Consider the following 26,634-nt stretch of genomic DNA (forward strand, 5'->3'; position numbering starts at 1 on the left):
CGCCGGCTGAACGCGGCACCGGGTACTGACCGTGAGCGGACCGCCGGCTGCGGGCGTTACGGAGAGCCGCCCGGTGCTTTGCGCGCGATGGCGGCGGCCACCCGCTCGATCAGAGCCAGCGGCGCTGGCGATTCCCACGGAAAGGTCACCGAGTCTTTCTCGCTGCGGTGGGGCGCCACCTCGGCTTCGAGGGACTCGTCGAAGCGCGGCACCGGATACAGACCGATGTGTTTCTTCCAGCCCGCGAAGTGGATGGCGTAGCGCCCGCCCAGCATGATCGCCGGCATCCCGTAACGGATCTTCTCATCGGCGTGAGGTACGCCCCGGTGAATCGCCTCCCGGATGTTCTGGAGGACGACCTGACGCTCGGCGGGAAAGCCGGCGATGTACTCGTCGACGGTGGCCGGGCTAGACATGCTGGGCTCGCAGGTACGCTTCGATGCGCGCAAACGCACCGTTCCACACTTCCTGGCTGAAGAAGTCGCGTACCTCGACGGCCGGGAATCCGGTCTGCACGACGGTGACGAGGCATCCGTCGTCCTGGGCGTCGAAAGTGACCTCGATGCGAGTGGTCATCGCCGACCCGTCCGGTCCGCCGCCGGTCGACTCCGTCACGAGCCGGTGCGGGCGGTCGATCTCGAGGAACGTCTGCGTCTCGTGGAAGAGGGTGTCGGCATCAGGACCCCACACGGCGGTCTGCTTTCCGCCGACGCGCAAGTCGACGTGGATGTCGACGATCCCTGGCTTCTCGTCAAGAATGCTGAACCAGATCTTCTGCTTGTCGGCATCCGTATAGGCGTCGAAGACCTCGTCGGGGGTCGCGGGAAGGAACCGCGTGATCCGCAGTCCGATGGTGTCGGTGGTGCCCGGTTGTTCGCTCATTTCTCTGTTCCCTTCTGGAGCGTGAAGTAGGCGTCCAGGCCGTCGAGTCGACGCTCCCAGAGCCGCTGGTAGAAGCTGATCCACGCCATGGCGTCGTCCAGTCGTTCGGTTCCGAGTCGGACCTGTCGTGTGCGCCCGACTTTTTCGGTCGAGACGAGTCCGGCGTCTTCGAGCACCTGGACGTGCTTCTTCATGCCGGTCAGCGTCATGCCCGCTGGTTCAGCGAGTTCACCGATCGTTGCCGGCCCGTCACCCAGCCGGGTGAGAACCGAACGTCGTGTGGTGTCTGAGAGAGCGGAGAACGCCCGGTCGAGAACTGAATCGTGAACCATGTGGTTCAGTGTAGGTCGGCATCGAGCAGTCCACAAGAGAACAGAGCGTCGAATGTGGAGGCGCAAAAACCCCGGTGTCTACGGGTTGACGGCCCGTGTGCCGGAGCGTTCTCTTGAGTGAGGCGGCGTTCGAGCACCATCCGCCCGCAAGGAGTACGACCATGATCGCAACATACGAGCTGCACCGGGGATTCACGCTGGTCTGCCACGTCAACGCCCCGCGTACCGCGGTATTCCGAGCCTGGACCGACCCGGCTCACCTCGGCTGGTTCTATAACGACACAGCTCCGCTCCCGACCGAGCCCATCGATATCGACCTTCGCGTGGGCGGTGCGTGGCGGCAGCAGATGGTCATCGATGAGTTCACGAGGTACGTGACCGGCGGGATCTACCGCGAAATCTCGCCGGTCGACAGGCTCGTGTTCTCGTGGGGCGCCGTCGGCGGGTGGCCGGAGATCACGATGAGCCAACTCGGCGATGTCCCTCTTGTCACGGTGATCCTCGGTGACGCAGACGCAGACGCTGACCGGTCGGATGCCGCGGACGTCACCCGCCGCGCGGACGACAGCGGAGAGAGTGCCGACAGCGGTGCAGCCCGTAGTGCGGACAGAGCTGCCGACAGATCCACCGACAGCACTCCCGATAGCGGCGCGGCCCCGGGAACGGACAGCGGAGCGGATGCCGGGACAGACATGGTCTTTTCCCTCGCGTTGCCCGACCACCTCACTACCCAGCAAGCGCGGGCGTGGGCTGAGTCCGGCGTCGAAGAGAACTGGGAACTGACGCTCGATCGCCTGGTCGCGGCGGTCTCCGGAGAGGCGGACAGCCACGAGCCCCGCGGCCAGTGACCGGCACTATAACTTTGCCGACGGCATCCGTCGACCCTCTGGCCTCAAGCGGGTTGCTCAGCGAACCTTGAATGCCGACCGTGTGAACGGCCGATTCGAAGGGGCAACACATGAGTACCAAAGACAACCCGAGCAAGGGCCGCGAGGACAGCGTCGCGAAGGAGCAGAACGCTCCAGACCCGAATGACTCGCGTAAGCCAGACGACCCCAGCGACGTGAAGAAGCCGTCGTGGGGATACGTGTTCAAGCGAACGCTCCGCGAGTTCGGCCGTGACAAGTGCACCACCCTCGCCGCCGCTCTGACCTACTACGCCGTGTTGGCGATCTTCCCCGCGCTGCTCGCGCTGATCTCGCTGATCGGCCTGTTCGGCGAGGCCGGTGAGACAACCAAGCTGCTGTTGCAGATCATCGAGACCGCCGGATCCGAGTCGACGGCCGAGACCCTGCGCGGACCGATCGAGCAACTCGCGAGTGCACCGGGCGCCGGGCTCGCACTCGTCATCGGTCTCCTCGGTGCGATCTGGTCGGCCTCGGGTTACGTGAATGCCTTCAGCCAGGCAATGAACCAGGTGTACGAAGTCGACGAGGGTCGGCCGTTCTGGAAGCTGCGCCCCGTGATCCTGCTGATCACCGTCGTGCTTCTCGTCATCGCTGTCGTGATCATCCTCCTGCTGATCATCTCCGGTCCGATCGCCAAGGCAATTGGCGATGTGATCGGGCTCGGCGACGTTGCGGTGACCGTCTGGAACATCGCCAAGTGGCCGGTCATCGCGATTCTCGCGATCATCATGGTCGCCGTCCTCTACTACGGCACCCCCAATGTGAAGCAGCCGAAGTTCAAGTGGATGACCCTCGGCGCGTTCATTGCCCTGCTCGTCATGGCAATCGCAACCGTCGCCTTCTTCTTCTACGTGTCGAACTTCTCGAACTACCAGGCCACCTACGGAAGCATTGCCGGCGTCATCATCATGCTGCTCTGGCTCTGGCTGATGAACCTGTCGCTGCTGTTCGGTGCAGAGTTCGATGCTGAAATGGAGCGGGGTCGCCAGCTCCAGGGCGGAATCGAGGCCGAGGATTCGCTGCAGCTTCCGCCGCGCGACACCAAAGCGAGCGAGAAGAAGCTCGAGAAGGAAAAAGACGACATCGAGCGCGGCCGCAAGCTGCGTGAGACGCGAGGCGAGTCGCAGTCCGCTCCGGGGTCGGAGTCGCGGAACGACCGCCGCAGCTGACGAAACGGAACCAACCGGGGGTCCGGCGATAATGGGAGCATGCCCTTGCTGCCCGAATCGCCGGACCCCCGCTTCGTTCTCGCTCGGGACAACATCCGGATCGCAACCTATGAGTTCGGCGATCCCGCCGGGCAGCCGGTTGTCCTCGTGCACGGTTTCGCCTCGGGGGGACTGCTCAACTGGCACCACGCCGGGTGGACCCGTGTGCTCAGCCGTGCCGGATTCCGCGTGCTCGCGATCGACCAGCGCGGGCACGGCGCGAGCAGCAAGCCGCACTCGCCCGAGGCGTACTCGATGCCGCTGCTCGTCGACGATCTGCTCGATGTACTCGACACCTTCCTCATCGATGAAGCACTCTTCGTCGGCTACTCACTCGGCGCCAGGGTGGGCTGGCAGGCGTGCCTCGACCTTCCCCACCGGATTACCCGCGCTGTTCTCGGCGGGATCCCCGACGGCGACCCGCTGACCCGGTTCCGCATCGATGAGGCTCGCGAATGCCTCGAGACTGGAACCGCACCCACCGACAAACTCACGGGAGCCTACGTGTCGATGGCGAGCGGCATCCGTGGCAACGATCTCGCCGCGCTGATCTCGCTCGTCGAGGGGATGCGCGGCGGCGCGCAGCCCGACCCGGCGAATCCGCCGCAGCAGCCCGTGCTGTTCGCGACGGGCAGTGAGGATGCGATCCTCGAGAAAACCCGCACCCTCGCGGCGTCGGCGCCGAACGGCACCTTCTTCGAGATCCCCGGCAGGAACCACTTCAACGCACCGACGTCGAAGGATTTCCGCAGCGCGGCCCTGGCATTCCTCACCGCGAGCTGACGCGGTAGAGACTGACGGCCCCGAGTGCAAGGGGGTCGCAATTTTGTCGCCGAAGCGATGGTCACCCCTAGGGTAAAAGCCATGTCTTCTCGCGCAGCGTCATCGTCCTCCGCCTCACCCAGCGGCCACTCGTCCGGATCGGCACGCTCGGCTGCATCCCGGCTTCAGGACAACCACGCCTTCCAGCTGATGGCCCGCGGCGGCTTTGCGGTCAACGGCCTCCTGCACATCCTCATCGGGGGCATCGCCCTCAGTGTCGCATTCGGCGCCGGCGGCGAGGCAGACCAGGGCGGGGCGCTCAGCGGTCTGGCGTCGTCTCCGGGCGGAACCTTCCTGCTCTGGACCGTGACAATCGGCCTCTGGGCTCTCGGGCTGTTCCAGGTGCTGGAAACCGTGCTGGTGCGTGGCAGCGACAAGGATGCCTGGGCCGAGCGCGCGAAGGAAGGCGGCAAGGCGATCGCGTACCTCGCCATCGGCTTCTCAGCATTCAGTGTGGCGACCGGAGGCGGCAGCAGCAGTTCAGGCCAAACGCAGGGCCTCACCGCGACGCTCCTGGCGACACCGGGCGGCGTCATCCTCGTGGTGCTGCTCGGACTCGGTGTTCTCGCCGTCGGCGTGTACTTCGTCGTGAAGGGCGCCCGTAAGAAGTTCCTCGAGGACATCACCGCGCCGTCGGGGAAGACCGGTCGAACGGTCACCGTGCTTGGCCAGACCGGTTACATCGCGAAGGGCATCGCCATCGCGGTTGTCGGCATCCTGTTCTGTGTCGCCGGGTTCACCGCGGATGCCAGTGAAGCGACAGGTCTGGACGGCGCCCTCAAGTCCCTGGCCGAGCTGCCGCTCGGACCGGTGATCCTGACCGTCGTGGCGCTCGGCCTCATTGCCTACGGCGTGTACTGCTTCGCGCGGGCCCGGTTCGCTCGGCTCTAACGCCGGTCGCTAGCGTCGCTCGCAGCGCCGGTCACAGCCCCCGTACAGTACCGTCGACGGGGCCCGCGGAGTAGGCTCCATCCGAGCGGGAGGTGACACGCCATGACCGACAGTGACGGAATCAACCCAGGGGCCGCGCCGACCACGACGGGGTGCGTGGACTGCGAAGCGAACGGCGGCTGGTGGTTGCACCTGCGTCGTTGTGCGGAGTGTGGCCACGTCGGATGCTGCGACGACTCCCTCGCGAAGCATGCGACGGCGCACTACGCCCAGACCGGGCATCCCATCATCCAGAGTTTCGAACCGGGCGAGGACTGGTTCTGGAGCTACACCGACGAGACGTATGTGCGTGGACCGGCGCTCGCCGAACCGACGAGCCATCCCGCCGGGCAGCCGGTTCCTGGCCCCGCGTCGCTGGTTCCCCCGAACTGGCGTGAACTGCTCGGCGCAGAGCGGTGAGCGCTGCACCCGCCGCGTATACCGCCGCGCAGATCAGGGCAGCCGAAGCTCCGCTCCTCGCCGCCGGCGTTCCACTGATGCAGAGGGCCGCCGCGGCGCTCGCCCGTGAGCTGTGGCTGCTCCTTCCTCCCGACCGCCCCGGGCGAGTCCTCCTGCTCGTCGGCCCTGGCAACAACGGCGGCGACGCCCTCTTCGCCGGTGCCGAGCTCGCCGCGGCCGGGGTCGATGTCACGGTCCTCCCCACCGCCGATCGCATGCACGACGAAGGCCGCGCGGCCGTTCTCGACGCGGGCGCGCGGATGCTGTCGGCCGATATCGACACGGATGCCGTGGCATCCGTCGCCAGAAAATCCGACGTGGTGGTCGATGGCATCCTCGGCACCGGAACGAGCGACAGCCCCGCGCTGCGCGGGCGGGCCAGGGAGCTCGTCGCCGCGATCCTGCCGGTACTGGCCAGCAAGCGCCCGCCCGTCGTGGTGGCGGTGGACCTGCCGAGCGGTGTGCACCCCGATGACGGCACGGTGCCGGACCCGACGGTGCTGCACGCCGACCTGACCGTCACGTTCGGAGCGTGCAAGACCGGGCTGCTGACCCGTCCGGCCGCCGACTACGCGGGCCGGATCGTGGTCGTCGACATCGGGCTGGGTCCCGAGCTCGCGCGGCTGGCGCCCGAGGCCTGACGCCCCGCGTGATGCCACGGGTTCGTCCGGCACACCTGTCGGGCTGTGCGTGCAAAACCTGGCATGTGCGACGGATGAGCCGAATGGTCGCGCGGTGGTGGCCCTCATCGGTCGCGAATGTCGAGTTATCCACCCGGAGCCTGGCATCTGCGACGGATGAGCCCGGGCCGGTGCTGCGGGTTGCGTTCATCCGTCACGGGGCTCGGGTTTCGGGAGCGGAACCCGGCATCCGCTACGGACGAGCCGAATGGTCGCGCGGTGGTGGCCCTCATCGGTCGCGAATGTCGGGTTGTGCGTGCAAAACCCGGCATCTGCGACGGACGAACCTGGGCCGGTGCCGCGGGTTGCGTTCATCCGTCACGGGGGTCGGGTTTCCGGTGGAGAACCCGGCATGTGCGACGGATGGGTCGAATGGTCGCGCGGCGGCGGCCCTCATCGGTCGCGAATGTCGAGTTATCCACCCGGAACCCGGCATGTGCGACGGCTGAGCCCGCGCCGGAGAACGCGCCCATCGCAGCCCGCGTACCCGACGCCTCTGGAGCCCGCGGCGGCGGCGGTGATAATGGAATGTGTCCGTCCGCGCATCCGGTGCGAACGGCATCCGTTCGGAGTGACCCAATGACCGCTCGATACTTCCGTTACGTCGCCCTCGGCGACAGCTTCACCGAGGGCGTCGGCGACGAACTGCCCGACGGCCGCGTGCGAGGCTGGGCGGACTTCGTTGCACTCGGGCTGCAGGCCGCGGCACACGAACCGATCGGCTACGCTAACCTCGCGATCCGCGGGCGCAAACTCGGCCCGATCATCGCCGAGCAACTCGAACCAGCCCTCGCCCTGAAGCCCGACCTGATCAGCTTCAACGGTGGCGGCAACGACATCATGCGGCCGCGCGTTGCCATCGACTGGGTCGTCGACGAGACGGTCAAACTCGTCGACCGCGCCCTCCAGGAGCCCGACCTCTCGATCGTGGTCCTCGCCGGCGCGAACCCGTCCCGTCACCTCCCGATGGGCGGCCTGATGCAGAAGCGCGGTGACCAGCTGGCGGATGCCGTCTTCGCGGCACTGAAAGACCCTCGCGTCACGATCGTCAACAACTGGGCAGACGAAACGCTCACCGACATCCGTTACTGGTCGCCAGACAAGCTTCACCTGAACGCACTCGGCCACGCCCGTGTCGCATCCAACGTACTCACCGCCCTCGGCGTCCCCGTTCCGCCGGAGTGGGGCGTCGACGAGGTCGCGGCAGCGGCCTCAGGGCCCCGCTCACGCAACACCGCAGCGTACTACCGGGAGTTCGTCCTGCCGTGGATCGGCCGCCGCGTCACCGGGCGGTCGTCTGGCGACGGACGAGAGCCCAAACGCGCGACCCTGCTGCCCGTCGACTGACCCCCGATGATGGGCAGCTCTGCCCATCACAACTCCCGCGAAACGGCGCGCTCGCCCACTAGTCTTGGGACGTCGTGCCGCAACACCGGGAGGGATACGCATCGTGAGTCTGAGGGACATCACAGTGTCGAAGTCCGCGAGCAGGCGCATCAGCTCTTTCTCGGTGGGCGTGTGGCTGGTGGGCACCATCGCCCTCTTTATCGGTTCGCTCAACGCGTTCGACAATGTGGGTATCGGGGATGACGGGGTGGGTACCCTCGGCGGTGAAATGCCGTGGGAGCAGGAAGAACCGGCGATCCTCACCGCGGATGCCGACGTAGACGGCGATGCCGACGTCTATTCCGGCAGCGGCAGCGGGCTCATCAGCATCCCGTTCGAGCAGCACGACCAGCAGCCATATCAGGTGAACCTGGTCGATGGCGGCAACGTCGCTCTGTACAGCACGCGCACGGAAGACCTCGGCAGGCCAGCCGACGACCGTGGTTACCCCGACGACATCGCCTATCTGTACGAGCCGGGCGCTGAGACCTACGTGATTCCTCCCGACGGAGACCTCGAATTATGGGTGCGCGCCGAGGGTGACTGGAGCTTCACCATGGCTCGCGCTGAGGTTCACGAAATGACCACGGGGTATTCGACAGGGAAAGGCAATGGCCTCCTCCTGTACCGGGGGGATGCCGTCAGCGCACTGTTCACCCACTCGGGCGACGGCACCTTCTTTGTCACGATCCAAACCGCCGGCGGTGAGAGCGACCAGCCCATCATCGAGTCCGGCGATGTGAAGCAACGGGTGTCGTGGGATCCCGCAGACTCGGTGTTCATCACCATCGAGTCGGACATGGATCGCGGCGTCTGGTCGGTCGACATCGATGAGCTGGCTGATGCTCCGGGCGAGCCGAGCCCCGATCCCGACTCGCCGACGACACCAGCACCGACGGCACCGCCAGCACCGACGGCACCGTCAGCACCGGCCGCGTTCGGCAGCGACGCAACTTCGCCGACGACATCCGCACGCTCCACGAGAGGAACGCCATGAGTTTCGCCGAGACCCTCGACCAGGCATTCAAAGCACGCCTGCCGCTTCTGTACATCGAAACGAGTGAGGAAGTCCGCGCCCTCGAGGAGATCACACGTGCTGCACAGGCTCTCCGCCGTCCCCGCGAGGTCTGGACCTGGACCAGCGCAACGGGACTGATCGGACCGGACGGCAAGGGCGTCAACAACACGACGACGCCCTCCCGCGCGCTCGACCACATCATCACTATCCCCGAGAACGCGGTCTTCGTGTTCTGCGACCTGCACGCCTACTTCGGCACCGAGCAGCGCCCGGGAGACCCGGTCATCGTGCGCAAGGTGCGGGAGACGGTCCTCGAATTACGGCACGCGGATGCCGCGCGCGCGTTGATCGTGACGGCGCCGGTTCGCGCCATCCCTCCGGAGCTCGACAAGCTCGCCCACCTGCTCGAATTCCCGCTGCCGAACACCACAGAGCTGGCCGCGATGCTCGACGCCATGATCGAGAACAACACATCGGGTGGCGGCAGGATCCGCGTGGAGGCTGACGCCAAGACGCTCGAGAGCCTCGTCCAGGCGGCCCGCGGCCTGACCATGAGCGAGGCGGAGAACGCGTTCGCCCGCGCCATGGTCGACGACGGGCACCTCACCGCGAGTGACATCACTGTCGTGCTCGACGAGAAGCGCCAGATCGTCAGCAAGTCAGGCCTGCTCGACTTCGTCACGAAGGCACTCGACCTCGACAGCGTCGGCGGGCTCAATAACCTCAAGCGCTGGCTGTCCCGGCGCAACGGATCCTGGCTGGCCGAGGCGGAGGAGTTCGGGCTTCCCGCGCCCAAGGGTGTGCTCATCACCGGTGTTCCCGGCTGTGGAAAGTCCCTCACCGCCAAGGCGATGGCCGCCTCGTGGGGCCTGCCCCTGCTCCGCCTCGACATCGGCCGCATCTTTTCCGGTCTCGTCGGATCCTCCGAGCAGAACCTCCGCAACGCTCTCGCGACCGCCGAGGCCGTTTCGCCGTGCATCCTGTGGGTCGACGAGATCGAAAAGGGATTCTCCAACACCACGGGCAGCGGCGACTCGGGCACCACAGCGCGTGTGTTCGGATACTTCCTGACCTGGATGCAGGAGAAGAAGCATCCTGTGTTCGTTGTCGCCACGGCGAACAACATCGACTCGTTGCCGCCGGAATTCATGCGCAAGGGGCGGTTCGACGAGATCTTCTTCGTCGACCTGCCAACGGCCGTAGAACGGCGCGCGATCTGGACCATCCAGCTCGCGTCGAACGCCACGGAGCACAACGGTCTCTCCGCGCTCGGGCCTCAGGCCGTCGACACTCTCGTCGAGGCGAGCGAGAACTACTCGGGGGCCGAGATCGAACAGGCTGTGATCGTCGCGCTCTATGAGGCATTCGCCGAGCGCCGCCAGGTGAGCGTCGATGACCTCGTCGAGGCCGTCACCAACATGATCCCGCTCGCCGTGACCCAGGCGGAGGAGGTCCAGTCGATCCGGGCGTGGGCCGAAGTCCGCGCGGTTCGCGCGACGGGCAGTGAAGACATCGACGCCGACGAAGACGCCCTGGTCGGTGCCGGCGATGCCGTCGGTGCCGGGCTGTCGAGCCGGCGCGGCGGGCGCACCGTCGACTTCTAGGCCGGCCGACGGCATCCGTTTCACCCCATCCCAACACCAGCTTCTGACCATCAGGACAACGAGGACCACGAATGACCGACAAGCAGCTCATCGTGCAGGTGCGCACCGACGGAACCGTGCACGCCGAAACCATAGGCATGTACGGCCAGGAGTGCCTCGACTACATCGCTGTGCTCGAGGACCTGCTCGATGCCGAAGCGACCTCGTCGTCGTTCACCGAGGCGTATTCGCAGACCGCCGCGCAGCAGGAGAACGCGTCGCACAACTGGGATGGCGCCAGGTGACCCTGCTTGCCGCGCCGCGGACAGCCGGGGGTGAGCGTGGCAGCGAGCTCGGCACGGTCGAGCCGCTCGAGCGTCCTGCCGACGCGCTCCGCTGGTCGCGGTTTCTTCCGAGCACCGCTGCGGAGGGCCCAGGCCTGCGCTCGGCGCTCTGGGTCCAGGGCTGCAGCGTGCGCTGCCCCGGGTGCTTCAACCCGCAGCTCTGGGCTGAGCGCGGCGGGATGATCGGGAACCCCGCTGATCTCGCTGAGAGCTTTGTGGCGGATGCCGTCGGCGCCGGCGTCGAGGGAATCACGCTTCTCGGTGGCGAACCTTTCGACCAGGCCGCCGCGCTCGCGACGATCGCTGAGGCCTTCCGCGCAGCGGGGCTGACGGTGATGACGTTCACGGGATACCCGCTCGACCGGCTCACCGGGTGGTCCAGGTCGCGGCCGGATATCTCCCGCCTGCTCGCCGCTACCGACCTGCTCATCGACGGTCCGTACCTGCGCGACAGGCCCGACCCGGTGAGGCCGTGGCTCGGCTCGACCAACCAGGGCATCCGTGCCCTCACACCCGCGTACGCCGACGCGGTCGCCGCCATCGAACGCGACGGCGGCCTCGACAGGCTCGAGATCCGCATTCGTCCCGACGGGCGCATCGATGTGAACGGCTGGGCGGATGCCGCGGCGCTCGAAGACCTGCTCCACGACCTCGGGCCCCGCCAGGACCGCCCCGTAACGAAAGCGAGACGCGCATGAGTGTCACTCTTGTCCTCCTCCCCATCGCGCTGGGAGCGGCAGCTGCCGCCGGCGGGGTCGGCGCACTCGGTGCCGCGATCACCGCGGCCAACGGCAGGTCGGCGAACTCTGGATCCGGATCGTCACCGGAGGTGAGGGTACGCACCCGCATGAAGGACAGCACCTTGCTCGGTGACGCGCTGGCCGGTATCGGTGCGACGGCCGTCGAGGTGTCGCAGACCAGAGTGACCGCAGAGGTCGACGGTGGGGTGCTGACGATGTCGCTCACCGACGATGGCGTCTGGGAGGCCCACGTCGAGGGCCGTTCCGTTACCGTCGCGAGTGCAACCGAACTCGTGGAGCGACTCGATGCGGAATACGCCGCACGGGTGCAGCAGGCGGTCGCCGAGAAAATCCGGATGCGCGCTGACGGCGCCGGGTTCGACCTCGTGTCGGAAACCCGCGAAAGCGATGACACAGTGACCATGGTGCTCAACGTCCGCACGGACGCGTAGCGAACGATGGCACAGGCCAGGAAGCGTGCACGGCGAGCGGCGCCGTCGACCGAGGAGAACGAACCGTCCCGCCGGTGGATGCTGTGGGCGAGTTCGTGGCTGGTGCTGCTCCTTGCGCCGGCCGGCGCGCTGGCCTGGATCGGGTTCGGCCTGCTTGCCCTCATCGGCCGAAAGCGTTCCTGGCAGATCGCGGCAATCGTGTACGCGGTCGCAGCGCTCGTCGTACACATCCCGGACGGTGCGGCGGGAGATGTTGCGCAGGGCTGCCTCTCTCTCGTCGCCCTGCTGCACGGGCTGATCGTCAACGACGCGTGGCTCCGATTGTTGTGGGCGCGGCGTGAGGCCGGCCTCACCTTCGTCGGTGGGCCCAGGGCCGCGAAAAAGGGACGGAACTCCACCGCGGCGCGCGAGAGCCAAACGATGCCGGAGGAAGCCGAGCGGTTGCTCGGCGCGATGGGAACGTCGAAGGCCGATTACGTCGACGGATCAGCGCCCGTCGCGACGGCGGCACCGCCAGCGCGGAAACGTCGCACACGAGCGAAGCGCAGTACGGCGGCGACCCGGTCGCGGGCGGATGCTGCCGCCACGGATTCCGTGGGTTCCACAGCGTCGGTCGGCCGGAGCGCTCCTTCCCGGGTGGCAGAGGACGAGGTGGGGCTGGTCGACGTGAACACCGCGAACCAGCGTGCGCTGGCGAAGCTCCCCGGCATGGATCGCGATCTCGCCAGGACTGTCGTCGCCGACCGGACCAGACGCGGCGGCTTCGTCTCGCTCGACGACTTCGCGTCCTCCGCTGGACTCCAGCCGCACGAGCTGGTGCGGCTCCGCGACGCGGCATTCTGCTCTCCACGGCCGCGTGCTCCCCGCACATTCGGCCGCCGTGTCGACTACTGATTTCAAAGTTGAGTTGCCCCGACTCAGGTTTCTCCCAGCACGGGAATAGGCGGGCGCCCCCAGCGTTAAGTTGAGTGATCATTACTCACGTAACAGGAGGTTGCATTGCCTACATTCTTCGGTCCTGCCGGCTCCGGCAGCGAATCGTTCGACGAGTTCCTCGCTCGTTATTTGCAGGGACAGCGCTCCGCACAGTCGGGACGCAGCGTCGACATGACCAGGCTGCTCAGCCGGCGAACCCACGCAGTGCTCGCTGAGGCGGCCCGATTCGCGATCGCGCACGGCCACACCGAAGTCGACGCGCTGCACATTCTCCGCGTGCTCGTCGAGACGGCCCCGATCGCGGACACTCTCCGTGCCATCGGTACCGATCCGGCCGCTCTCGCTGATGCCGCAGAACAACGACTTCCCGACAAGAGTGACGGGTCGACCTCGGCCGCTCCCTCGCTCACGTCGGCCGCGCAACGAGCCCTGCTCGACGCCCACCAGGTGGCCCGTGCGTTTGGCTCGACCTACATCGACCCCGAACACCTCTTCTTTGCGTTCGTCGTCAACCAGGAGGCCATCGCCGGCCAGTTGCTGACGTCCTTCGGCGTCACCCCGCAGTCGCTGCAGGCCGTTCACGAGGCAGCCCGCACCGGGCAGCCGATGGCCCAGTCGAACGGCGCAGCCTCGAGCGACACCCCGATGCTCGACCAGTTCGGCACCGACCTCACCGAGCTCGCCCGGAACGGCGAACTCGACCCGGTGATCGGTCGGGCTGACGAAATCGCGCAGACCCTCGAGATCCTCTCGCGTCGCACCAAGAACAACCCAGTGTTGATCGGTGAAGCCGGCGTCGGTAAGACCGCTGTCGTCGAGGGAATCGCGCGAGCGATCGTCGACCACGAAGTGCCGAGCCTGCTCGAGGACAAGCGACTCATCTCGCTCGACCTTGCGTCGATGGTCGGTGGCACCCGCTACCGCGGAGACTTCGAGGAGCGACTCACGAAACTCGTCGACGAGATCACCGCGCACAAGGGCGAGCTGATCATCTTCCTCGACGAGCTGCACACCGTTGTCGGTGCCGGCGGCGGGGGAGAGAGCGGCGGAATGGATGCCGGAAACATCCTCAAGCCGCGACTCGCCCGCGGCGACCTGCACCTCATCGGTGCGACGACGCTCAAGGAGTACCGCCGCATCGAGAAGGACTCGGCTCTCGAACGTCGCTTCCAGCCGGTACACGTCGACGAGCCCAGTGTCGAAGACGCTGAGCGCATCCTTCAGGGGTTGCGCGGAAGCTACGAGGAGTTCCACGGTGTGACCTACACCGACGAGGCCCTCAAGGCCGCCGTTGACCTGTCCGCCCGGTATGTCACCGACAGGTTCCTGCCGGACAAGGCGATCGACCTGATCGACCAGGCCGGCGCACGGTTGCGTCTTCGCCGCGGCCCCGTCGTCGACACGAGTGAACTGCACGCACAGCTTGCAGTTCTCGAAGCGTCGAAGAACACGGCTGTCGCCGCCGAGAAGTACGAGGAGGCCTCCCGCATCCGCGACGAAATCGAGGAGCTGACCAAGCGAATCGCGTCTGCGGAATCGTCAGGGACGGCATCCGTTGTCGACACGGTTATCGACGAAGGCCAGATCGCGGAGATCATTTCGCGTGCGACGGGGATCCCGGCACACCGGATCACGCAGAGTGACCGGCAGCGCCTGGGTCACCTCGAGGCCGAGCTGCACCAGCGGGTGATCGGCCAGGATGACGCCGTCACGTCGATCGCGAAGGCCGTGCGCCGCAACCGAACGGGGATGGGGGACCCGAACCGCCCAGTGGGCAGTTTCCTGTTCCTCGGCCCGACCGGTGTCGGCAAGACCGAACTCGCGAAGGCTCTCGCCTTCTCGCTGTTCGGTGACGACTCGGCCATGGTTCGCTTCGACATGAGCGAGTTCGGCGAGCGGCACACAGTGTCGCGACTCGTCGGTGCTCCTCCGGGCTACGTCGGTTACGACGAGGCCGGGCAGCTCACCGAACGTGTTCGCCGTAACCCGTACTCGGTCGTTCTCCTCGACGAGATCGAAAAGGCGCACCCCGACGTGTTCAACCTGCTCCTGCAGGTGCTCGACGACGGGCGTCTGACCGATGGGCAGGGTCGCACCGTCGACTTCCGCAACACGGTCATCATCATGACGTCGAACATCGGTTCCGAGTTCCTCGCGAGCCGCAGCGGCGCCCTCGGTTTCGTCGCCGATGCTGCCAACGACAGCACAGGCTTCGGATCGGAGAAGGCGCTGCGCGACAGGGTGATGGGCAAGCTGCGTGAGGCGATGCGTCCCGAGTTCCTCAACCGGATCGACGAGATCGTTCTCTTCCAGAAGCTCACCCTCGAGCAACTGCACGAGATCGTTCGCCTGATGCTCGCCAAGACCACCGAGCGGCTCGCCGCGCAGGGCCTGACGCTGAGTGTCAGCGATGGTGCCGTCGACTGGATCGCCACGCACGGGTACGAGCCCGAATTCGGTGCTCGCCCGTTGCGCAGGCTCATCCAGCGCGAGGTTGACGACCGGATCGCCGGACTCATGGTCGACGCCGAGCTTCCCGCCGGCTCGATCATCGAAGTGGGCGTCGCCGGAGAGGAGCTCTCCGTCACGTCCAGGGCGTTCGAGGCCCAGCTGGCCGCGTAAGCACTGCTGAAATAGACCGCCACCGCTTGTGCGGTGGCGGTCTTTTTTGTGCCTGCGAACGGATGCCGTGTGCCTGCGCTTGGGGCGAGCGGATGCCGTGTGCCTGCGCTTGGGGCGAGCGGATGCCGTGTGCCTGCGGCGAGCGGTCGCTGTTGCCGCCGCTCGTGTCAGGCGGTCTGCGCGCTGAGCACTCCGAGGACCGCGAGCGCATAGGCATCCGGAACCGTCGCCGCGTCGAATCGCAACGTCTCACCGCCGCGGTCGATCTCGACGGCGTACATGTCGTCGACCCGCAGCAGGAAGCTGAACGTGGAGCCGAGCAGTTCGCGCAGCTGGTCCTCGCGCGGCAGCCAGAGGGTGTTCTCGAGGGCGACCGAGTCGAGCGCCCACTCGGTGGTTCCGTTGAAGCCGAGGATCGTGCCCGAGTCGTAGTCGTGCGGCTCGATGGTCATGTCGCTCACCGTGAACACTTCGCCGTCGAATTCTGCGGCGTCGAGGCAGAACTGGTCGCCCGATTCCGGGATCCAGCCGAGCCCGGCGTCGCGGAGCTGCTGGGCCAGTTCGCGGGAGGTCGTCGTGACGGTCATGGATGCATCGTGGCACTCGTTGGTGAGTATTGGGTGAAAGTGTGAACCCGCGCCCCGGCATCCGCTCGATTGCCGCTTCCGGTTGCGCGATTACGTCGAATAGCGGTTCATACGACGTAATCGCGCGACTGGAACGACGGATTTCGCGTGGCGAACTCGTTCCAGCGCGTGGCGGGCGTCAGGCGCGCGCCTCGAGCAGCACCGTCTCGCCGCTGAGAAGCGACTGGCGGGCGGCGAGTGCGACGTCGAGCGCGAGAACTGCGGATGCCGTCGGGCAGAACACGGGGTCGTTCCCGTTTCGGACGCACTCGAGGAAGTACTCCGCCTGCCGGGTGTAGTGATCGAGCCTCGACAGGGTGTCGGTTGCGCTGCCGCTGGGTGTGGCCAGCCGATACGAGTTGACGCCCGAGTCCGGTGTCGACGCGGTGGGGGCATCCGCTGCGAAATCGTAGTCGAGCAGCCCGTCGTTGCCGAGAAGCTCAAGTCCCGTGGTGAACGGTGCGCCGTCGGGCAGGTCGGCGAAGGTCAGCACCTGGCCGAGAGCACCCGACTCGTAGTCGACGGTGGTCTCGATCGGGCCGAGTGCGTCGCGTGCGCGGGCCGTGACGGCGATCGGTGTGCCGAGAAAGAGGTTGAGCTGGTCGAAGTCGTGGATGCCGACGTCGACGACCGCCCCGCCCGACTTTGCGTCGTCGTACCACCAGCCCGGGCCTGGTTTGGTGATGAGCCGTCGGGCGCGCGCCGAGAGCACCGTGCCAATCAGGCCCGCGTCGACGTCGGCGCGGGCGCGACGGTAGCCCTCGAAGAACCGGACGACGTGCGCGACCATGAGGATGCGCCCGCTCAGGCGGGCCGCGGCGGAAATTGCGAGCGCGTCGAGAATCGAGAGGGCGATGGGCTTCTCGAGCAGCACGTGCTTGCCCGCTCCCAGTGCTCGGACCGCGATGTCCCTGTGGGTGGGGGTCGGGGTGCAGATCGAGACGACGTCGACGGCGGGGTCGGCGAGCACGATGCCGAGGTCCGAGACGTACTGCGCGTTCGGGGCGTCGGCGAGGGTAACGGCCGTCGGGCTGCAGACGTACGCGATGTCGTCGGCGTGGCCGAGCGCGGCGAATGCGGCCACGTGGGTGCGGCCCATGTAGCCGGCGCCGATGATCGCGATGGTGGTCACGGGGTCCTCTCGGGTGCGGCTCGGGCGCACGTGCGGGCGCGAGCGCAGGCTCAGGCTCAGGCTCAGGCTCAGGCTCAGGCTCAGGCTCAGGCTCAGGCTCAGGCTCGAGCGCTGCACATCCATGCTCAGGCTGCAGAAGCTTCTGTAGCGCGGGCATGCATCTGCCGCGCTCGGCGATGCACCGGGGTGCGGGCTGGTCCCATTGTGGCTGGTGCGGGCCGTCTACCGGTAGTAATACCCGATCCGCTCCCCGTCGACTTCCCGCACATCGATGTCGACGTCGTAGATCGAGCTCAGCACCTCGGACCGCATGACGGACTCCGACGTACCGTGCAGCACTACGCGGCCGTCGCGCATTGCGACGATCTCGTCGGAGTACACGGACGCGAAGTTGATGTCATGCATCACCAGCACGATGCGCTTGCCCATGTCGTCGGCCGCGGTCCGCAGCAGCTTCATAATCTCGACGGCGTGCCGCAGGTCGAGGTTGTTGAGCGGCTCGTCGAGCAGAACATAGTCGGTGTCCTGAGCGATGACCATCGCGATGAACGCGCGCTGCCGCTGCCCGCCGGACAGCTCGTCGAGGAACCGGTCCACGAACGGGGTCAGGTCGAGGTAGCCGATCGCACGGGCGATCGCGTCGCGGTCGACGGTGGTGAGCCGCCCCTTCGAGTACGGGTAACGCCCAAATGACACGAGATCCTGCACGGTCAGTCGCGCAGCGAGGTGGTTGTCCTGCCTCAACACCGCGACCTTCGTCGCGAGCACCGACCCCGACGTCGTTTTCACGTCGAGCCCGTCGATCGAGATGGACCCGCTGTCGACCGGCAGCAGCCGCCCGATCATCGAGAGCAACGTGGACTTGCCTGCCCCGTTGGGCCCGATGATCGACGTCACCCCGCACCCGCCAAGCTCAAGCGACACATCGTCGACGACCGCCTGCCGGCCGTATCGCTTCGTCACTCGCGAGATCGAGATCATCGCACTCCTCTTTTCAACAGCAGAACAAGAAACAGGATGCCGCCGGCAAACTCGATCACAACGCTCAGCGCCGTGTCCAGCGCGAACACGTGCTCAAGAATGAACTGTCCACCGACGAGGCAGATCACACCGAGCAGTACCGTCGCCGGCAGCACGAGCGCGTGCCGCGACGAGCCGAGCAGCGTGTAGGCCAGGTTCGACACAATGAGCCCGAAGAAGGTGATCGGTCCGACCAGTGCTGTCGACACCGAAACGAGCACCGCGATGAGCACGAGCATGACCGTCACGACCCGGCGATGGTTCACACCCAGCCCGATCGCGTGGCTCTCCCCGAGTCCGATCACGTCGAACACCCGCATCATCCGGATCCCCACGAGACTGACCAGCAGGATTGCGATCGCCGCCAGCAGCATGAGTTCGACGTCGACCGCGTTGAAACTGGCGAAGGAGGCATCCGCGAGCACCGCGAACGACGCTGGATCAAGCATCCGCTGCATCATCGACGAGAGGCTGCGAAAGAGCGTGCCGAAGACGATTCCGACGAGAACGAGCAGGTAGATGCTGCGTTTGGCGCCCGCGAAGATCCAGCGAAACAGCAGCGTCGAGAACGCCACCATGACCGCGACCTCGACCACCCACTTCACCTGCTCGTCAGCGGTCGCGAGCGCGGATGCACCGAATACGAACACGACGAGCGTCTGGATCAGCAGGTAGAGCGAGTCGAAACCCATGATCGACGGCGTGAGAATGCGGTTGTCCGTGATGGTCTGGAACAGCACAGTCGACACCCCGATCGCGAACGCGACGAGCACCATGGCGTAAACCTTGCGGGCCCGAAACGGCACCGCGAAGTCCCAGCTGCCCGTGATGCCAACCGTGAGAAAGACGACGACGGATGCCGCAGCCAGGACCGCGAGGATCCAGAGTCGCACGCCCGGACGACGGGTGTAGGCGAGAACCGTGTCGGTTCGGCTCGGGGCGAGGGTGTCAGTGGGCACGGGACGGCCTCCGCAGCAGCAGGTAGAGGAACAGCACAGAGCCGATCACGCCGACGACGATGCCCAGCGGGATCTCGTAGGGGAACCGGAGCACGCGACCGATGATGTCGCAGACGAGCACGAAGCCCGCGCCGAGCATCGCGACCCAGGGGATGGAGCGGCGCACGTTGTCGCCTCTGGCGATACTCACGATGTTGGGCACGATGAGCCCGAGGAAGGGTATGACGCCAGCGGTCACAATCACGATGGCGGTGACGACGGAGACGATGGTGAGGCCGAGCGCGAGCACGCGGCCGTAGTGCAGGCCGAGGTTGGTGGTGAACTCCTGGCCGAGGCCAACGACGGTGAACCGGTCGGCGGCGATCCAGGCGATCGCCGTCATCGCGAGGGCGAGCCAGAGCAGCTCATACCGTCCGCGCAGGATGCCGGAGAAGTCGCCGGTCATCCACGTGCCGAGCGTCTGTAGCAGGTCAAGCCGGTACGCGAAGAAGGTGGTGACGGCGCCGATCACCCCACCGAGCATGATGCCGACGAGCGGCACGAGCACGATCGAGCGCACCGGGATACGGCGCAGGATCAGCAGAAACAGCCCGGTGCCGGCGAGGGCGAAGACCGCTGCGACGACCATCTTGCCGAAGAGCGGCAGGGTTGGCGCGAAAATCGTGACGACGAGCAGGCCGAGCGCAGCAGATTCCGCGGTTCCGGTTGTTGACGGCTCGACGAACTTGTTGCGGACGAGCATCTGCATGATGAGGCCAACGATCGACATGGCGATGCCGGTGAGCACGAGAGCGAGGGTGCGGGGGATGCGGCTCACGACGAGCAGTTGAGCGGCCTTGCCGTCGGGCCCGCCCTCGAGAAGGCTCAGTGGCGAAACATCGCTCACGCCGATGAAGGTGCTGAGCGCCGCGAGCAGCATGACGGCGATGCCGGCGCCGGTCAGCAGGAGCGCCGATCGGTGCCGGGAGGCCGTGCGCCCGAATTTCCGGACCACCGATTTCTGGCGCACCGAAGCGCCCCCGGTCGAGGAGGGCGCTTCGGTGCCGGTCGGAGCGGAAATTACTTCAGGCCGTCCGTGATCTGGTCGACCATCTGGTTGACCGCGCCAAGACCGCTCATGACAACGTAGAACGGAACACTGTCGAGGTAGAGGACCTGGTCGTTCTGCCACGCGGTGGTCCCAGCGATGACCTCGTTGTCGAGCACCTGCTGCGCTGTCGAACCGCTCTCGCCGACCGCGGCGTCACGGTCGATGACGAGCAGCCAGTCCGGGTTGGTCTCGAGGATGAACTCGGGAGAGACCGGGTCACCGTGGGTCGCGGCCTCGACGTCGTCGATGGCCGGCGTCAGGCCGAGCTCGTCGTGCAGCCAGCCGAACCGCGATCCGCTGCCGTAGGCGGTGATCTCACCGGCGTTGGTCATCACGATCAGGCCGGTGCCGGCATCCGTTGCCTGTTCCTTCGCCTCGTCGATCTTCGAGTCGATCTCCTCGAGGGCCGTGGTGGCCTCGTCCTCCTTCTCGAAGATGCTGGCGAGGGTCTCAACGTTGGTGCGGAAGCTCGGGAGGTAGTTCTCCCAGTCGAGGGTGAGGTCGATCGTCGGGGCAATCTTGCTGAGTTCCTCGTACGCCGCAGCGGAGCGGTTCGCGACGATGATGAGGTCGGGCTCGGCCGCGTTGACGGCTTCGTAATCCGGCTCGAACAGCGTGCCGGCGTTGAGGTACTCCTCGCCCGCGTACTCGCTGAGGTACTCGGGAACGTTCTGCTGCGGCAGCCCGTCGACCTTCACGCCGAGCGCGTCGAGCGTGTCGAGGGAGGCCATGTCGAAGGTAATGACGGTCTCGGGGTTCAGCGGAACCTCGGTGGTTCCCTGCACGTGCTCGACATCGATCTCGGTGGCCGCGGCCTTCGTCGGCGCCGGTTCGGCCGGAGCGGAGCCGCACCCGGAGAGGGCAAGAGCGCCGGAGAGAGCGAGGACGCCGAGCGAGAAAATGCGCGTGCGGGCATGGGTCATTGGAGAACTCCAGTTCGTGGGGGGATGGGCCGTTCGGCCGGTGGGAAGCCCGAGGCGGCTCGGAGCCGGGAGGCGTTCTGTAGGTTAGGCTAACCTAAAAGTATTCAGTCTGTCGACCTCGGAGTGCCATGACCTTCTCGCTCACCCGCTCACCCCGCGAGCTTGTCTTTCGCACCGCCCGCCTGACCCGCCGTGAGTGGTTGACGTCGTCTTATGTCCGTCTCAGGTTCGAGGGCGCCGATCTCCGCGGCTTCGGATCGCTCGGCTCGGACGACCACATTCGCGTCTTCTTCCCCAACCGCGAGAGTGCGCCGGATGCCCTCGCCGGCCTTGACCCTGCCGCGGTCCGCTCCGTCGGGATCAGTCGTGAATACACCCCGTTGTCGTGGGATGCCGAGGCAGGGATCCTCGATCTTGAGTTCGTGCTCCACGGCGATGCCGGGGTCGCGGCCCCCTGGGCGGCAACCGCTCCGGTCGGCGCCACCGTCGGGATCGGCGGCCCGCGAGGGTCGCTCGTGCTCGACGGCGCCCCCGACGGCTGGTTCCTCGCCGGCGACGAATCAGCCCTCCCGGCGATCAAGCGCTTCACTGGCGCGATGACGGCGGATGCCGTTGGCCAGGTCGTCGTCGAAGTCCCGGATGCCGCGAGTGAGCAGAATCTCGCAACCCCGGACGGAGTTCAGCTGCGCTGGGTGCATCGCGGGCGGGCCGAGGAGGGCTCAACACTCGGCCTGGCCCTCGACGCTCTCACCGAAGCAGACCGGCCCCCCGGGGATATCTTCGCGTTCATCGCCGCCGAGCAGTCGGTGATGAAGCCCGGGCGCGCCCTGTTCTTCGACCGGTGGGGCCTCGATCCGGCGACGGCGGTCGTCAAGGGCTACTGGAAGCGCGGGGAAGCCGAGTACCACGCCCCGCACTGAGCCGTCGTGGCATTCGCGGGCTCAGGCACGGGTGCAGGCACGGGTGCGGGCTCGAGCGCTGCACATCCATGCTCAGGCTGCAGAAGCTTCTGTAGCGCGGGCATGGATGTGCCGCGCTCGGCGATGCGCCCGCCCGGGAGCACCGCACCGCTCGGCTCAGTGGTAGTCCTCGAACGACATGCTGGAGTCGACGCGTGGCCGACGCGCGGCCACGGCATCCTCGACTTCCCAGTCAACGTCGTCGTAGGCGTCGCTTGCCCGCTCCGCGCGGATGCTGCCGGGAGAGAACCTGGCGATGAGGTCGCGCCCCATCTCGCGTGACCGGGTGGCAGCGCGTGTGTCGCCGTCGGCAGCGTTGAGGATCGCGCCCTTCATCAGGATGTGCCACGAGAGGGCGAACTCCTCGACGTCGACGAGCCCCGCCTGGCGGGCGAGGCTGAGGACGAACAGCCGGATGCGGTCGAGGTGGATGATGCTGACGCGCCCCGACGAGTGGGCCGGCTCCATGTCGAGAAGCACGCTGATGAACGTCTGCGCCTCGTGGTCGTGGCGCGTAAACCACTCGTCGAAGACGTCGAAAATGGCGAGCAACCTGCTCTCGGGGGTCGTTCCGCGCCGTTGCGCGCCGGCCGAGACGATTCCGAATGTCCACTCCGGACCGCCCTTCGCGGCCCCGGCGACGTCGTCGTTCAGCGAGAATTCGCGGTCGTCTCCCGATACTCCGGATGCCCGTCGGCCTTGCGTTTCGGCCGTGTCGTGGATGCCAGTCTCATGGACGCCCGCTTCGTCGAGCAGCGGGTAGGCCGCGTCGGCGAGGCGCTCGCGCACTGCCTGAGGCGGGGTGTCCGATCTGTCGTGGCCCAACATTTACACAGCCTAGGCCGGGATGCCATGGACACATACCCCTCGACCGGGGGGTACGGTAACCGACGGCCAACAGCCGGCCAAGCCGCCGGGTGCAGTCGACGGCGTAACCGAGGGGTGCAGCGACGCCTACTCGACGGAGACCCAGCGGGAGCGCCGCTCGGCATCGACAACGGCGAACTCTTCGGCGGCCCTCTCGATCGCCGTCGGCTCCTCAGGCTCTTCGAGCAGACCACGGATGTCGTCGGCCGTGAGCGCAGAGCTGAAGACGGCGTCGTCGTCCATCACCGAACTGAACAGCTTGGCCTTCTGCTCCTTGAGCTTCATGACCTTCTCCTCGATGGTGCCGTTCGCGACCATCCGGTAGACCATGACGTTCTTGGTCTGCCCGATCCGGTGCGTGCGGTCGACGGCCTGGGCCTCGCTCGCGGGGTTCCACCACGGGTCGAGCAGGAACACGTAGTCGGCCTCGGTGAGGTTGAGACCGAACCCGCCCGCCTTGAGGCTGATGAGGAAGACCGGTGCCTCGCCCTCCTTGAAGCTCGCGATGACATCCGCTCGCTTCGTCGTCGAACCGTCCAGGTACGCGTACGGGATGCCCTGCTCGTCGAGCCGGGCCGCCGCCTTCTGCAGGAACGACGTGAACTGGCTGAAGATGAGCGCGCGGTGCCCCTCGGCGACAACGTCTTCGAGGTGCTCGAACAGCGCGTCGAGCTTCGACGACGGCACGTTTGAGTACTGCTCGTCGACGAGCGAGGCGTCGAGCGACAGCATCCGCAGCAGGGTCAGCGAACGGAACACGATAAACCGGTTCTTGTCCATGTCACCGAGCAGGCCGAGCAGCTTCTGCCGCTCACGCTGCAGGAACGTGTCGTAGAGCTTCCTGTGCTTCGGGTTGAGGTCGATCGCGAGCACCTGCTCCTGCTTCGCTGGCAGGTCGTTCGCGACGAGTTCCTTCGTCCGGCGCATCATCAGCGGGCGGATGCGACGGCGCAGGCGGGGGAGAAGTTCGTCGTTCGATCCCTTTTCGATGGGCTTCGCGTATGCATCGGTGAATTTCTTCGCCGAGGGGAACAGGCCGGGTGCAACGATCGCGAACAGCGACCAGAGCTCGAGGAGGTTGTTCTCCATCGGGGTTCCGGTGATGGCGAGTTTGAACGGAGCGCGGAGGTCGCGAGCGGCCTGGTGCACGCGCGAGGTGCGGTTCTTGAGGAACTGGGCCTCGTCGAAGATCAGCCCGGCCCACTCGCGGTCGAGGTACTCGTCGAAATCGAGCCGCATCAGCGTGTACGACGTGATGACGATGTCTGCGTCGGCGATCTGGGCGGCGCGGGGCCGTTTCGCCCGCGTCGAGGTCACCACCACGACCTTGAGGTCTGGAGCGAACCGCTTGGCCTCGAGCTGCCAGTTGGAGACGACGCTCGTCGGTGCGACGACGAGGAACGGGCGATGCGTGCCAGGCTGTGCCGTCTCCTTGGCGTGCGCGATGAGCGCGAGCGCCTGCAGCGTCTTGCCGAGGCCCATGTCGTCGGCGAGCACGCCGCCGAGCTGGTGCTTCCAGAGGAACGCGAGCCAGTTGAAACCGTCGTGCTGGTACGGCCGGAGGTTCGCCTGGAGGCCGGCGGGCAGCGGCGTCTGCTCGACGCTCGTGAGCTCGCGAAGCCCGGTAACGGATGCCCGCCAGCTCGCGGCCTGTTCACTCTCGTCTGCGAGGTCTTCGAGGTCGTCCCAGAGGCTGGACTGGTACCGGCTGATCCGCAGGCCGGTGTCCCACTCGGCCAGCGAGCGAGCCTCTTCAATGAGGTCGTGCAGCTGCTGGAACTCGGGCTGCTCAAGCGAGAGGTAACTGTTGTCGACGAGCAGGAGCTTCTTCTGCCCCTTCGACAGCGCTTTGAACAGCGGCCCGAACGGAATGTTCTGGCCGTCGATCGTGATCACGACGCCGAGGTCGAACCAGTCGCGCTGGTCGGTCTCAACGGTGGTGACCTTGAGCTTCGGGGTCTCGGTCAGTTCGCGGTAGTCGGGGCGCTCACCGATGACATCGACGCGGATGCCGTCGGCCGCTTCGATCTGCGGCAGCACCTTGTCGGTGAACTCGGCGGCGTCGAGGCCCTGCAGGGCGACGGGAGCGAGCGGGGCCGGCCGCAGGATCCGCATGGCGGTCTGTGCCACGGCGAGTTCGGTCTCGGTGTCGCGGAGACTCGCGTCGGACGGGGACGCGGCCAGCGGCATCCGTCTGACCGAACTTCCCTCGGCGTACTCCCAGCCCCAGTCGAGCGAGAGCGTGTGCTTCGCGCCAAAGGTGGCGGTGAGCACGAGCGTCGGCGGCTCGACCTCGGGCAGCGCGACCGTCTCGTCGGAAGAGGTGATCGCGATGGACCGCCGGAGTTTCGGGTAGAACTCGGTGAGGAACTCGCCGATGTCGTCGGCGGGGACGATGACGGTCGACGGCTTGCCGATGAGGCGGCGTTGCTCGTCGGTCAGCGGGGACTTCGTCGGCGCGAGGGTGAACGACGGCACGGGTTCGAGGGCGTAGCTGTAGACGCCGTGGTTGCCGATGCTGCCGGCGTCCGAGGCCGGATACTCGACGCCGTCGATGATGAGGGTGGTCTCGAGGCGGAGGTCGTCGCTGTCGGTGCGTGCGTCGAGAGTGACGCTCGCTTCGCTGCCGATCGTGACCGTTGCATCCTTCTTGGCACCGAGCATTTCGATGCCGAGGCGCCTGCCCTCGGCGAGCAGGGTCCAGAGCAGCGGGCTGTGGAAATCGTCGAGGTAGAGCCAGTCGAGTTCCTGGCCGCCCACGTAGACCTCACGGGTGGCGCGGTGCAGCGCCGAGAACTGGCCGAACCAGCGGTGCTGGTCGGGCTGAAGGCCGAGCCGGTTGACCTGGTAGCTGAAGGTGTTCCAGCCCACGTTGGTGCGGACCCAGTTGCCCTTGCCGTTGCGGATGACCGGGCGAACACCGAGCCGGTACTCGCTGATTCCGCTCGTCGACTTCGCCGTCTTGGCGGTGGGGCCGTTCCACCGGTGCTGGGTGCGCGGCGTCTGCTCGCGGAGCTCGAACTGCAGGCCCATCATCGTGTGGGTGAGCGGGGCGGATGCCGTCGCGTCGCCGGTCAGGGCGCTCACCGCGGTTTTCCACGCGGGCTGCGGCGGACCGGATGGCTCTTTCGCCACAGGTCTCAGCGGGCGGTGTTCGATGCCAGCCCACTCGTCGGCTTCGCGCATCTGCCGTTCAAGCCAGCTGTCTTCAACCGAGGGTGCTTCGTCGGCCCACTCGTCGTCACTGGTGCGTGCGCTCGCGGCCGAGCCGGCATTGAGCTGCTTCACCCGGGCGGCGTTGCTCGCGAGCAGGGTCGCGGCCACGTGCTTGCACGCACCGCCGAGCGGGCAGGTGCAGGTGCTCGATGTGGGACGACTGTAGCTCTTGCTTCCGGCGGCCAGGTTGACCTTGCAGAGGTACGGCTCAAAGTCTGTGCCCTGGACGGTGCCGGTCAGGCGGCTCGTGTCTGAGTTCCAGTTGACCTTGAGAACGGCGCCGTTGCGGGCATAGACAGCCGCTCGGTTGAACGCCGAGTTGCCGACGAGCCGGATGATGTCGGTCACATCGACCAGGGGAGTTGCGGTCGACGTCATACGTCAATGTTCTCACGCGCCACTGACAGGCAGCCGCGTGGTGGCGAGCAGGCGGCATCCGTTCGCTGAGGGCTGTATCGGTGCCGATCTGGCTCGGTGGCGGTCGGAGAACCGGGGGCAGACAAACGGATGCCGCCAGCGGTGATCGCGGGCGGCATCCGT

Annotated in this window: 26 protein-coding genes; 15 read left to right on the forward strand and 11 right to left on the reverse strand. The window is 66.7% G+C overall.

The features are described 5' to 3' along the window. Positions 1 to 56: 56 nt before the first annotated feature. From AC1C2N_RS07170 to AC1C2N_RS07180, 3 genes are read right to left on the reverse strand one after another with little or no spacing between them, the layout of a single operon-like run. The gene (locus AC1C2N_RS07170; protein WP_483406264.1) at positions 57 to 416 is read right to left on the reverse strand and encodes an iron chaperone; all 360 of its coding nucleotides are present in this window, start codon (positions 414 to 416) and stop codon (positions 57 to 59) included. After that, positions 409 to 882, reverse strand: coding sequence for an SRPBCC family protein (locus AC1C2N_RS07175; RefSeq protein WP_495433457.1), 474 nt, complete (start codon positions 880 to 882; stop codon positions 409 to 411). The genes AC1C2N_RS07170 and AC1C2N_RS07175 overlap by 8 nt, the downstream gene beginning before the upstream one ends. Beyond that, the gene (locus tag AC1C2N_RS07180) at positions 879 to 1,214 is read right to left on the reverse strand and encodes an ArsR/SmtB family transcription factor (RefSeq protein ID WP_495433458.1); all 336 of its coding nucleotides are present in this window, start codon (positions 1,212 to 1,214) and stop codon (positions 879 to 881) included. Before AC1C2N_RS07180 ends, AC1C2N_RS07175 begins: the two co-directional genes overlap by 4 nt. A gap of 161 nt (positions 1,215 to 1,375) precedes the next feature. Between AC1C2N_RS07180 and AC1C2N_RS07185 the strand changes: the two genes are divergently transcribed. The 14 genes from AC1C2N_RS07185 (at position 1,376) to AC1C2N_RS07250 (ending at position 15,302) form a co-directional block, all read left to right on the forward strand. Further along, positions 1,376 to 2,062 carry an SRPBCC family protein gene (locus AC1C2N_RS07185; protein ID WP_495433459.1) on the forward strand — a complete coding sequence of 229 codons (687 nt, stop codon included), beginning with the start codon at positions 1,376 to 1,378 and terminating at the stop codon, positions 2,060 to 2,062. Positions 2,063 to 2,172: 110 nt separating this feature from the next. Next, positions 2,173 to 3,291 (forward strand): YihY/virulence factor BrkB family protein, encoded by a 1,119-nt coding sequence (locus tag AC1C2N_RS07190; protein WP_495433460.1) that lies wholly within the window; start codon positions 2,173 to 2,175, stop codon positions 3,289 to 3,291. Positions 3,292 to 3,330: 39 nt separating this feature from the next. Continuing rightward, complete coding sequence (locus AC1C2N_RS07195) at positions 3,331 to 4,113, forward strand: alpha/beta fold hydrolase (protein ID WP_495433461.1); 783 nt, start codon at positions 3,331 to 3,333, stop codon at positions 4,111 to 4,113. A gap of 81 nt (positions 4,114 to 4,194) precedes the next feature. Beyond that, on the forward strand, positions 4,195 to 5,043 hold the full coding sequence (locus tag AC1C2N_RS07200) for a DUF1206 domain-containing protein (RefSeq protein ID WP_483406258.1): 849 nt from the start codon (positions 4,195 to 4,197) through the stop codon (positions 5,041 to 5,043). Positions 5,044 to 5,145: 102 nt separating this feature from the next. Continuing rightward, positions 5,146 to 5,502, forward strand: coding sequence for a UBP-type zinc finger domain-containing protein (locus tag AC1C2N_RS07205; RefSeq protein WP_495433462.1), 357 nt, complete (start codon positions 5,146 to 5,148; stop codon positions 5,500 to 5,502). Beyond that, positions 5,499 to 6,182, forward strand: coding sequence for an NAD(P)H-hydrate epimerase (locus AC1C2N_RS07210; RefSeq protein ID WP_495433463.1), 684 nt, complete (start codon positions 5,499 to 5,501; stop codon positions 6,180 to 6,182). Before AC1C2N_RS07205 ends, AC1C2N_RS07210 begins: the two co-directional genes overlap by 4 nt. A gap of 618 nt (positions 6,183 to 6,800) precedes the next feature. Then, positions 6,801 to 7,568, forward strand: coding sequence for an SGNH/GDSL hydrolase family protein (locus AC1C2N_RS07215; RefSeq protein ID WP_495433464.1), 768 nt, complete (start codon positions 6,801 to 6,803; stop codon positions 7,566 to 7,568). Between the two features lie 103 nt (positions 7,569 to 7,671). Further along, complete coding sequence (locus AC1C2N_RS07220) at positions 7,672 to 8,604, forward strand: hypothetical protein (RefSeq protein WP_495433465.1); 933 nt, start codon at positions 7,672 to 7,674, stop codon at positions 8,602 to 8,604. Continuing rightward, the gene (locus tag AC1C2N_RS07225; RefSeq protein WP_495433466.1) at positions 8,601 to 10,229 is read left to right on the forward strand and encodes an AAA family ATPase; all 1,629 of its coding nucleotides are present in this window, start codon (positions 8,601 to 8,603) and stop codon (positions 10,227 to 10,229) included. Before AC1C2N_RS07220 ends, AC1C2N_RS07225 begins: the two co-directional genes overlap by 4 nt. Positions 10,230 to 10,300: 71 nt before the next feature. Next, positions 10,301 to 10,513 (forward strand): DUF2997 domain-containing protein, encoded by a 213-nt coding sequence (locus AC1C2N_RS07230; protein WP_495433467.1) that lies wholly within the window; start codon positions 10,301 to 10,303, stop codon positions 10,511 to 10,513. Beyond that, positions 10,510 to 11,250: a 4Fe-4S single cluster domain-containing protein gene (locus AC1C2N_RS07235; RefSeq protein WP_495433468.1), complete on the forward strand. Its 741-nt coding sequence runs from the start codon at positions 10,510 to 10,512 to the stop codon at positions 11,248 to 11,250. The genes AC1C2N_RS07230 and AC1C2N_RS07235 overlap by 4 nt, the downstream gene beginning before the upstream one ends. Beyond that, complete coding sequence (locus AC1C2N_RS07240) at positions 11,247 to 11,744, forward strand: hypothetical protein (RefSeq protein WP_495433469.1); 498 nt, start codon at positions 11,247 to 11,249, stop codon at positions 11,742 to 11,744. The genes AC1C2N_RS07235 and AC1C2N_RS07240 overlap by 4 nt, the downstream gene beginning before the upstream one ends. A 6-nt stretch (positions 11,745 to 11,750) precedes the next feature. Beyond that, positions 11,751 to 12,638, forward strand: coding sequence for a ComEA family DNA-binding protein (locus AC1C2N_RS07245; RefSeq protein ID WP_495433470.1), 888 nt, complete (start codon positions 11,751 to 11,753; stop codon positions 12,636 to 12,638). A 105-nt stretch (positions 12,639 to 12,743) separates the two neighbouring features. Next, the gene (locus AC1C2N_RS07250; RefSeq protein ID WP_495433471.1) at positions 12,744 to 15,302 is read left to right on the forward strand and encodes an ATP-dependent Clp protease ATP-binding subunit; all 2,559 of its coding nucleotides are present in this window, start codon (positions 12,744 to 12,746) and stop codon (positions 15,300 to 15,302) included. Between the two features lie 167 nt (positions 15,303 to 15,469). Here the strand turns inward: AC1C2N_RS07250 and AC1C2N_RS07255 are convergent, their stop codons facing one another. The 6 genes from AC1C2N_RS07255 to AC1C2N_RS07280 form a co-directional block, all read right to left on the reverse strand. Continuing rightward, positions 15,470 to 15,889, reverse strand: a complete 420-nt coding sequence (locus tag AC1C2N_RS07255) for a pilus assembly protein CpaE (protein WP_495433472.1) — start codon at positions 15,887 to 15,889, stop codon at positions 15,470 to 15,472. 178 nt (positions 15,890 to 16,067) lie between these two features. Continuing rightward, a complete protein-coding gene (locus AC1C2N_RS07260; RefSeq protein WP_495433473.1) occupies positions 16,068 to 17,183 on the reverse strand; it encodes a Gfo/Idh/MocA family protein in 1,116 nt (371 codons plus the stop codon). A 99-nt stretch (positions 17,184 to 17,282) separates the two neighbouring features. Then, the gene (locus tag AC1C2N_RS07265) at positions 17,283 to 18,041 is read right to left on the reverse strand and encodes an iron ABC transporter ATP-binding protein (protein WP_495433475.1); all 759 of its coding nucleotides are present in this window, start codon (positions 18,039 to 18,041) and stop codon (positions 17,283 to 17,285) included. Continuing rightward, on the reverse strand, positions 18,038 to 19,039 hold the full coding sequence (locus tag AC1C2N_RS07270; protein WP_495433476.1) for an iron chelate uptake ABC transporter family permease subunit: 1,002 nt from the start codon (positions 19,037 to 19,039) through the stop codon (positions 18,038 to 18,040). The genes AC1C2N_RS07265 and AC1C2N_RS07270 overlap by 4 nt, the downstream gene beginning before the upstream one ends. Next, positions 19,029 to 20,048 (reverse strand): ABC transporter permease, encoded by a 1,020-nt coding sequence (locus AC1C2N_RS07275; RefSeq protein WP_495433477.1) that lies wholly within the window; start codon positions 20,046 to 20,048, stop codon positions 19,029 to 19,031. Before AC1C2N_RS07275 ends, AC1C2N_RS07270 begins: the two co-directional genes overlap by 11 nt. A 50-nt stretch (positions 20,049 to 20,098) precedes the next feature. Further along, complete coding sequence (locus AC1C2N_RS07280; protein ID WP_495433479.1) at positions 20,099 to 21,052, reverse strand: siderophore ABC transporter substrate-binding protein; 954 nt, start codon at positions 21,050 to 21,052, stop codon at positions 20,099 to 20,101. 128 nt (positions 21,053 to 21,180) lie between these two features. On the opposite strand from AC1C2N_RS07280, the gene AC1C2N_RS07285 reads away from it, so the two are divergent. Beyond that, the gene (locus tag AC1C2N_RS07285; RefSeq protein WP_495433480.1) at positions 21,181 to 21,972 is read left to right on the forward strand and encodes a siderophore-interacting protein; all 792 of its coding nucleotides are present in this window, start codon (positions 21,181 to 21,183) and stop codon (positions 21,970 to 21,972) included. Between the two features lie 156 nt (positions 21,973 to 22,128). Here AC1C2N_RS07285 and AC1C2N_RS07290 read toward each other — a convergent pair whose 3' ends face one another. Together AC1C2N_RS07290 and AC1C2N_RS07295 are read right to left on the reverse strand one after the other, a co-directional pair. Beyond that, complete coding sequence (locus AC1C2N_RS07290; protein ID WP_495433481.1) at positions 22,129 to 22,839, reverse strand: TetR/AcrR family transcriptional regulator; 711 nt, start codon at positions 22,837 to 22,839, stop codon at positions 22,129 to 22,131. 126 nt (positions 22,840 to 22,965) lie between these two features. Then, a complete protein-coding gene (locus AC1C2N_RS07295; RefSeq protein WP_495433482.1) occupies positions 22,966 to 26,472 on the reverse strand; it encodes a DEAD/DEAH box helicase in 3,507 nt (1,168 codons plus the stop codon). Positions 26,473 to 26,634 lie beyond the last annotated feature (162 nt).

It is taken from the genome of Mycetocola sp. Y791 (assembly GCF_059445325.1).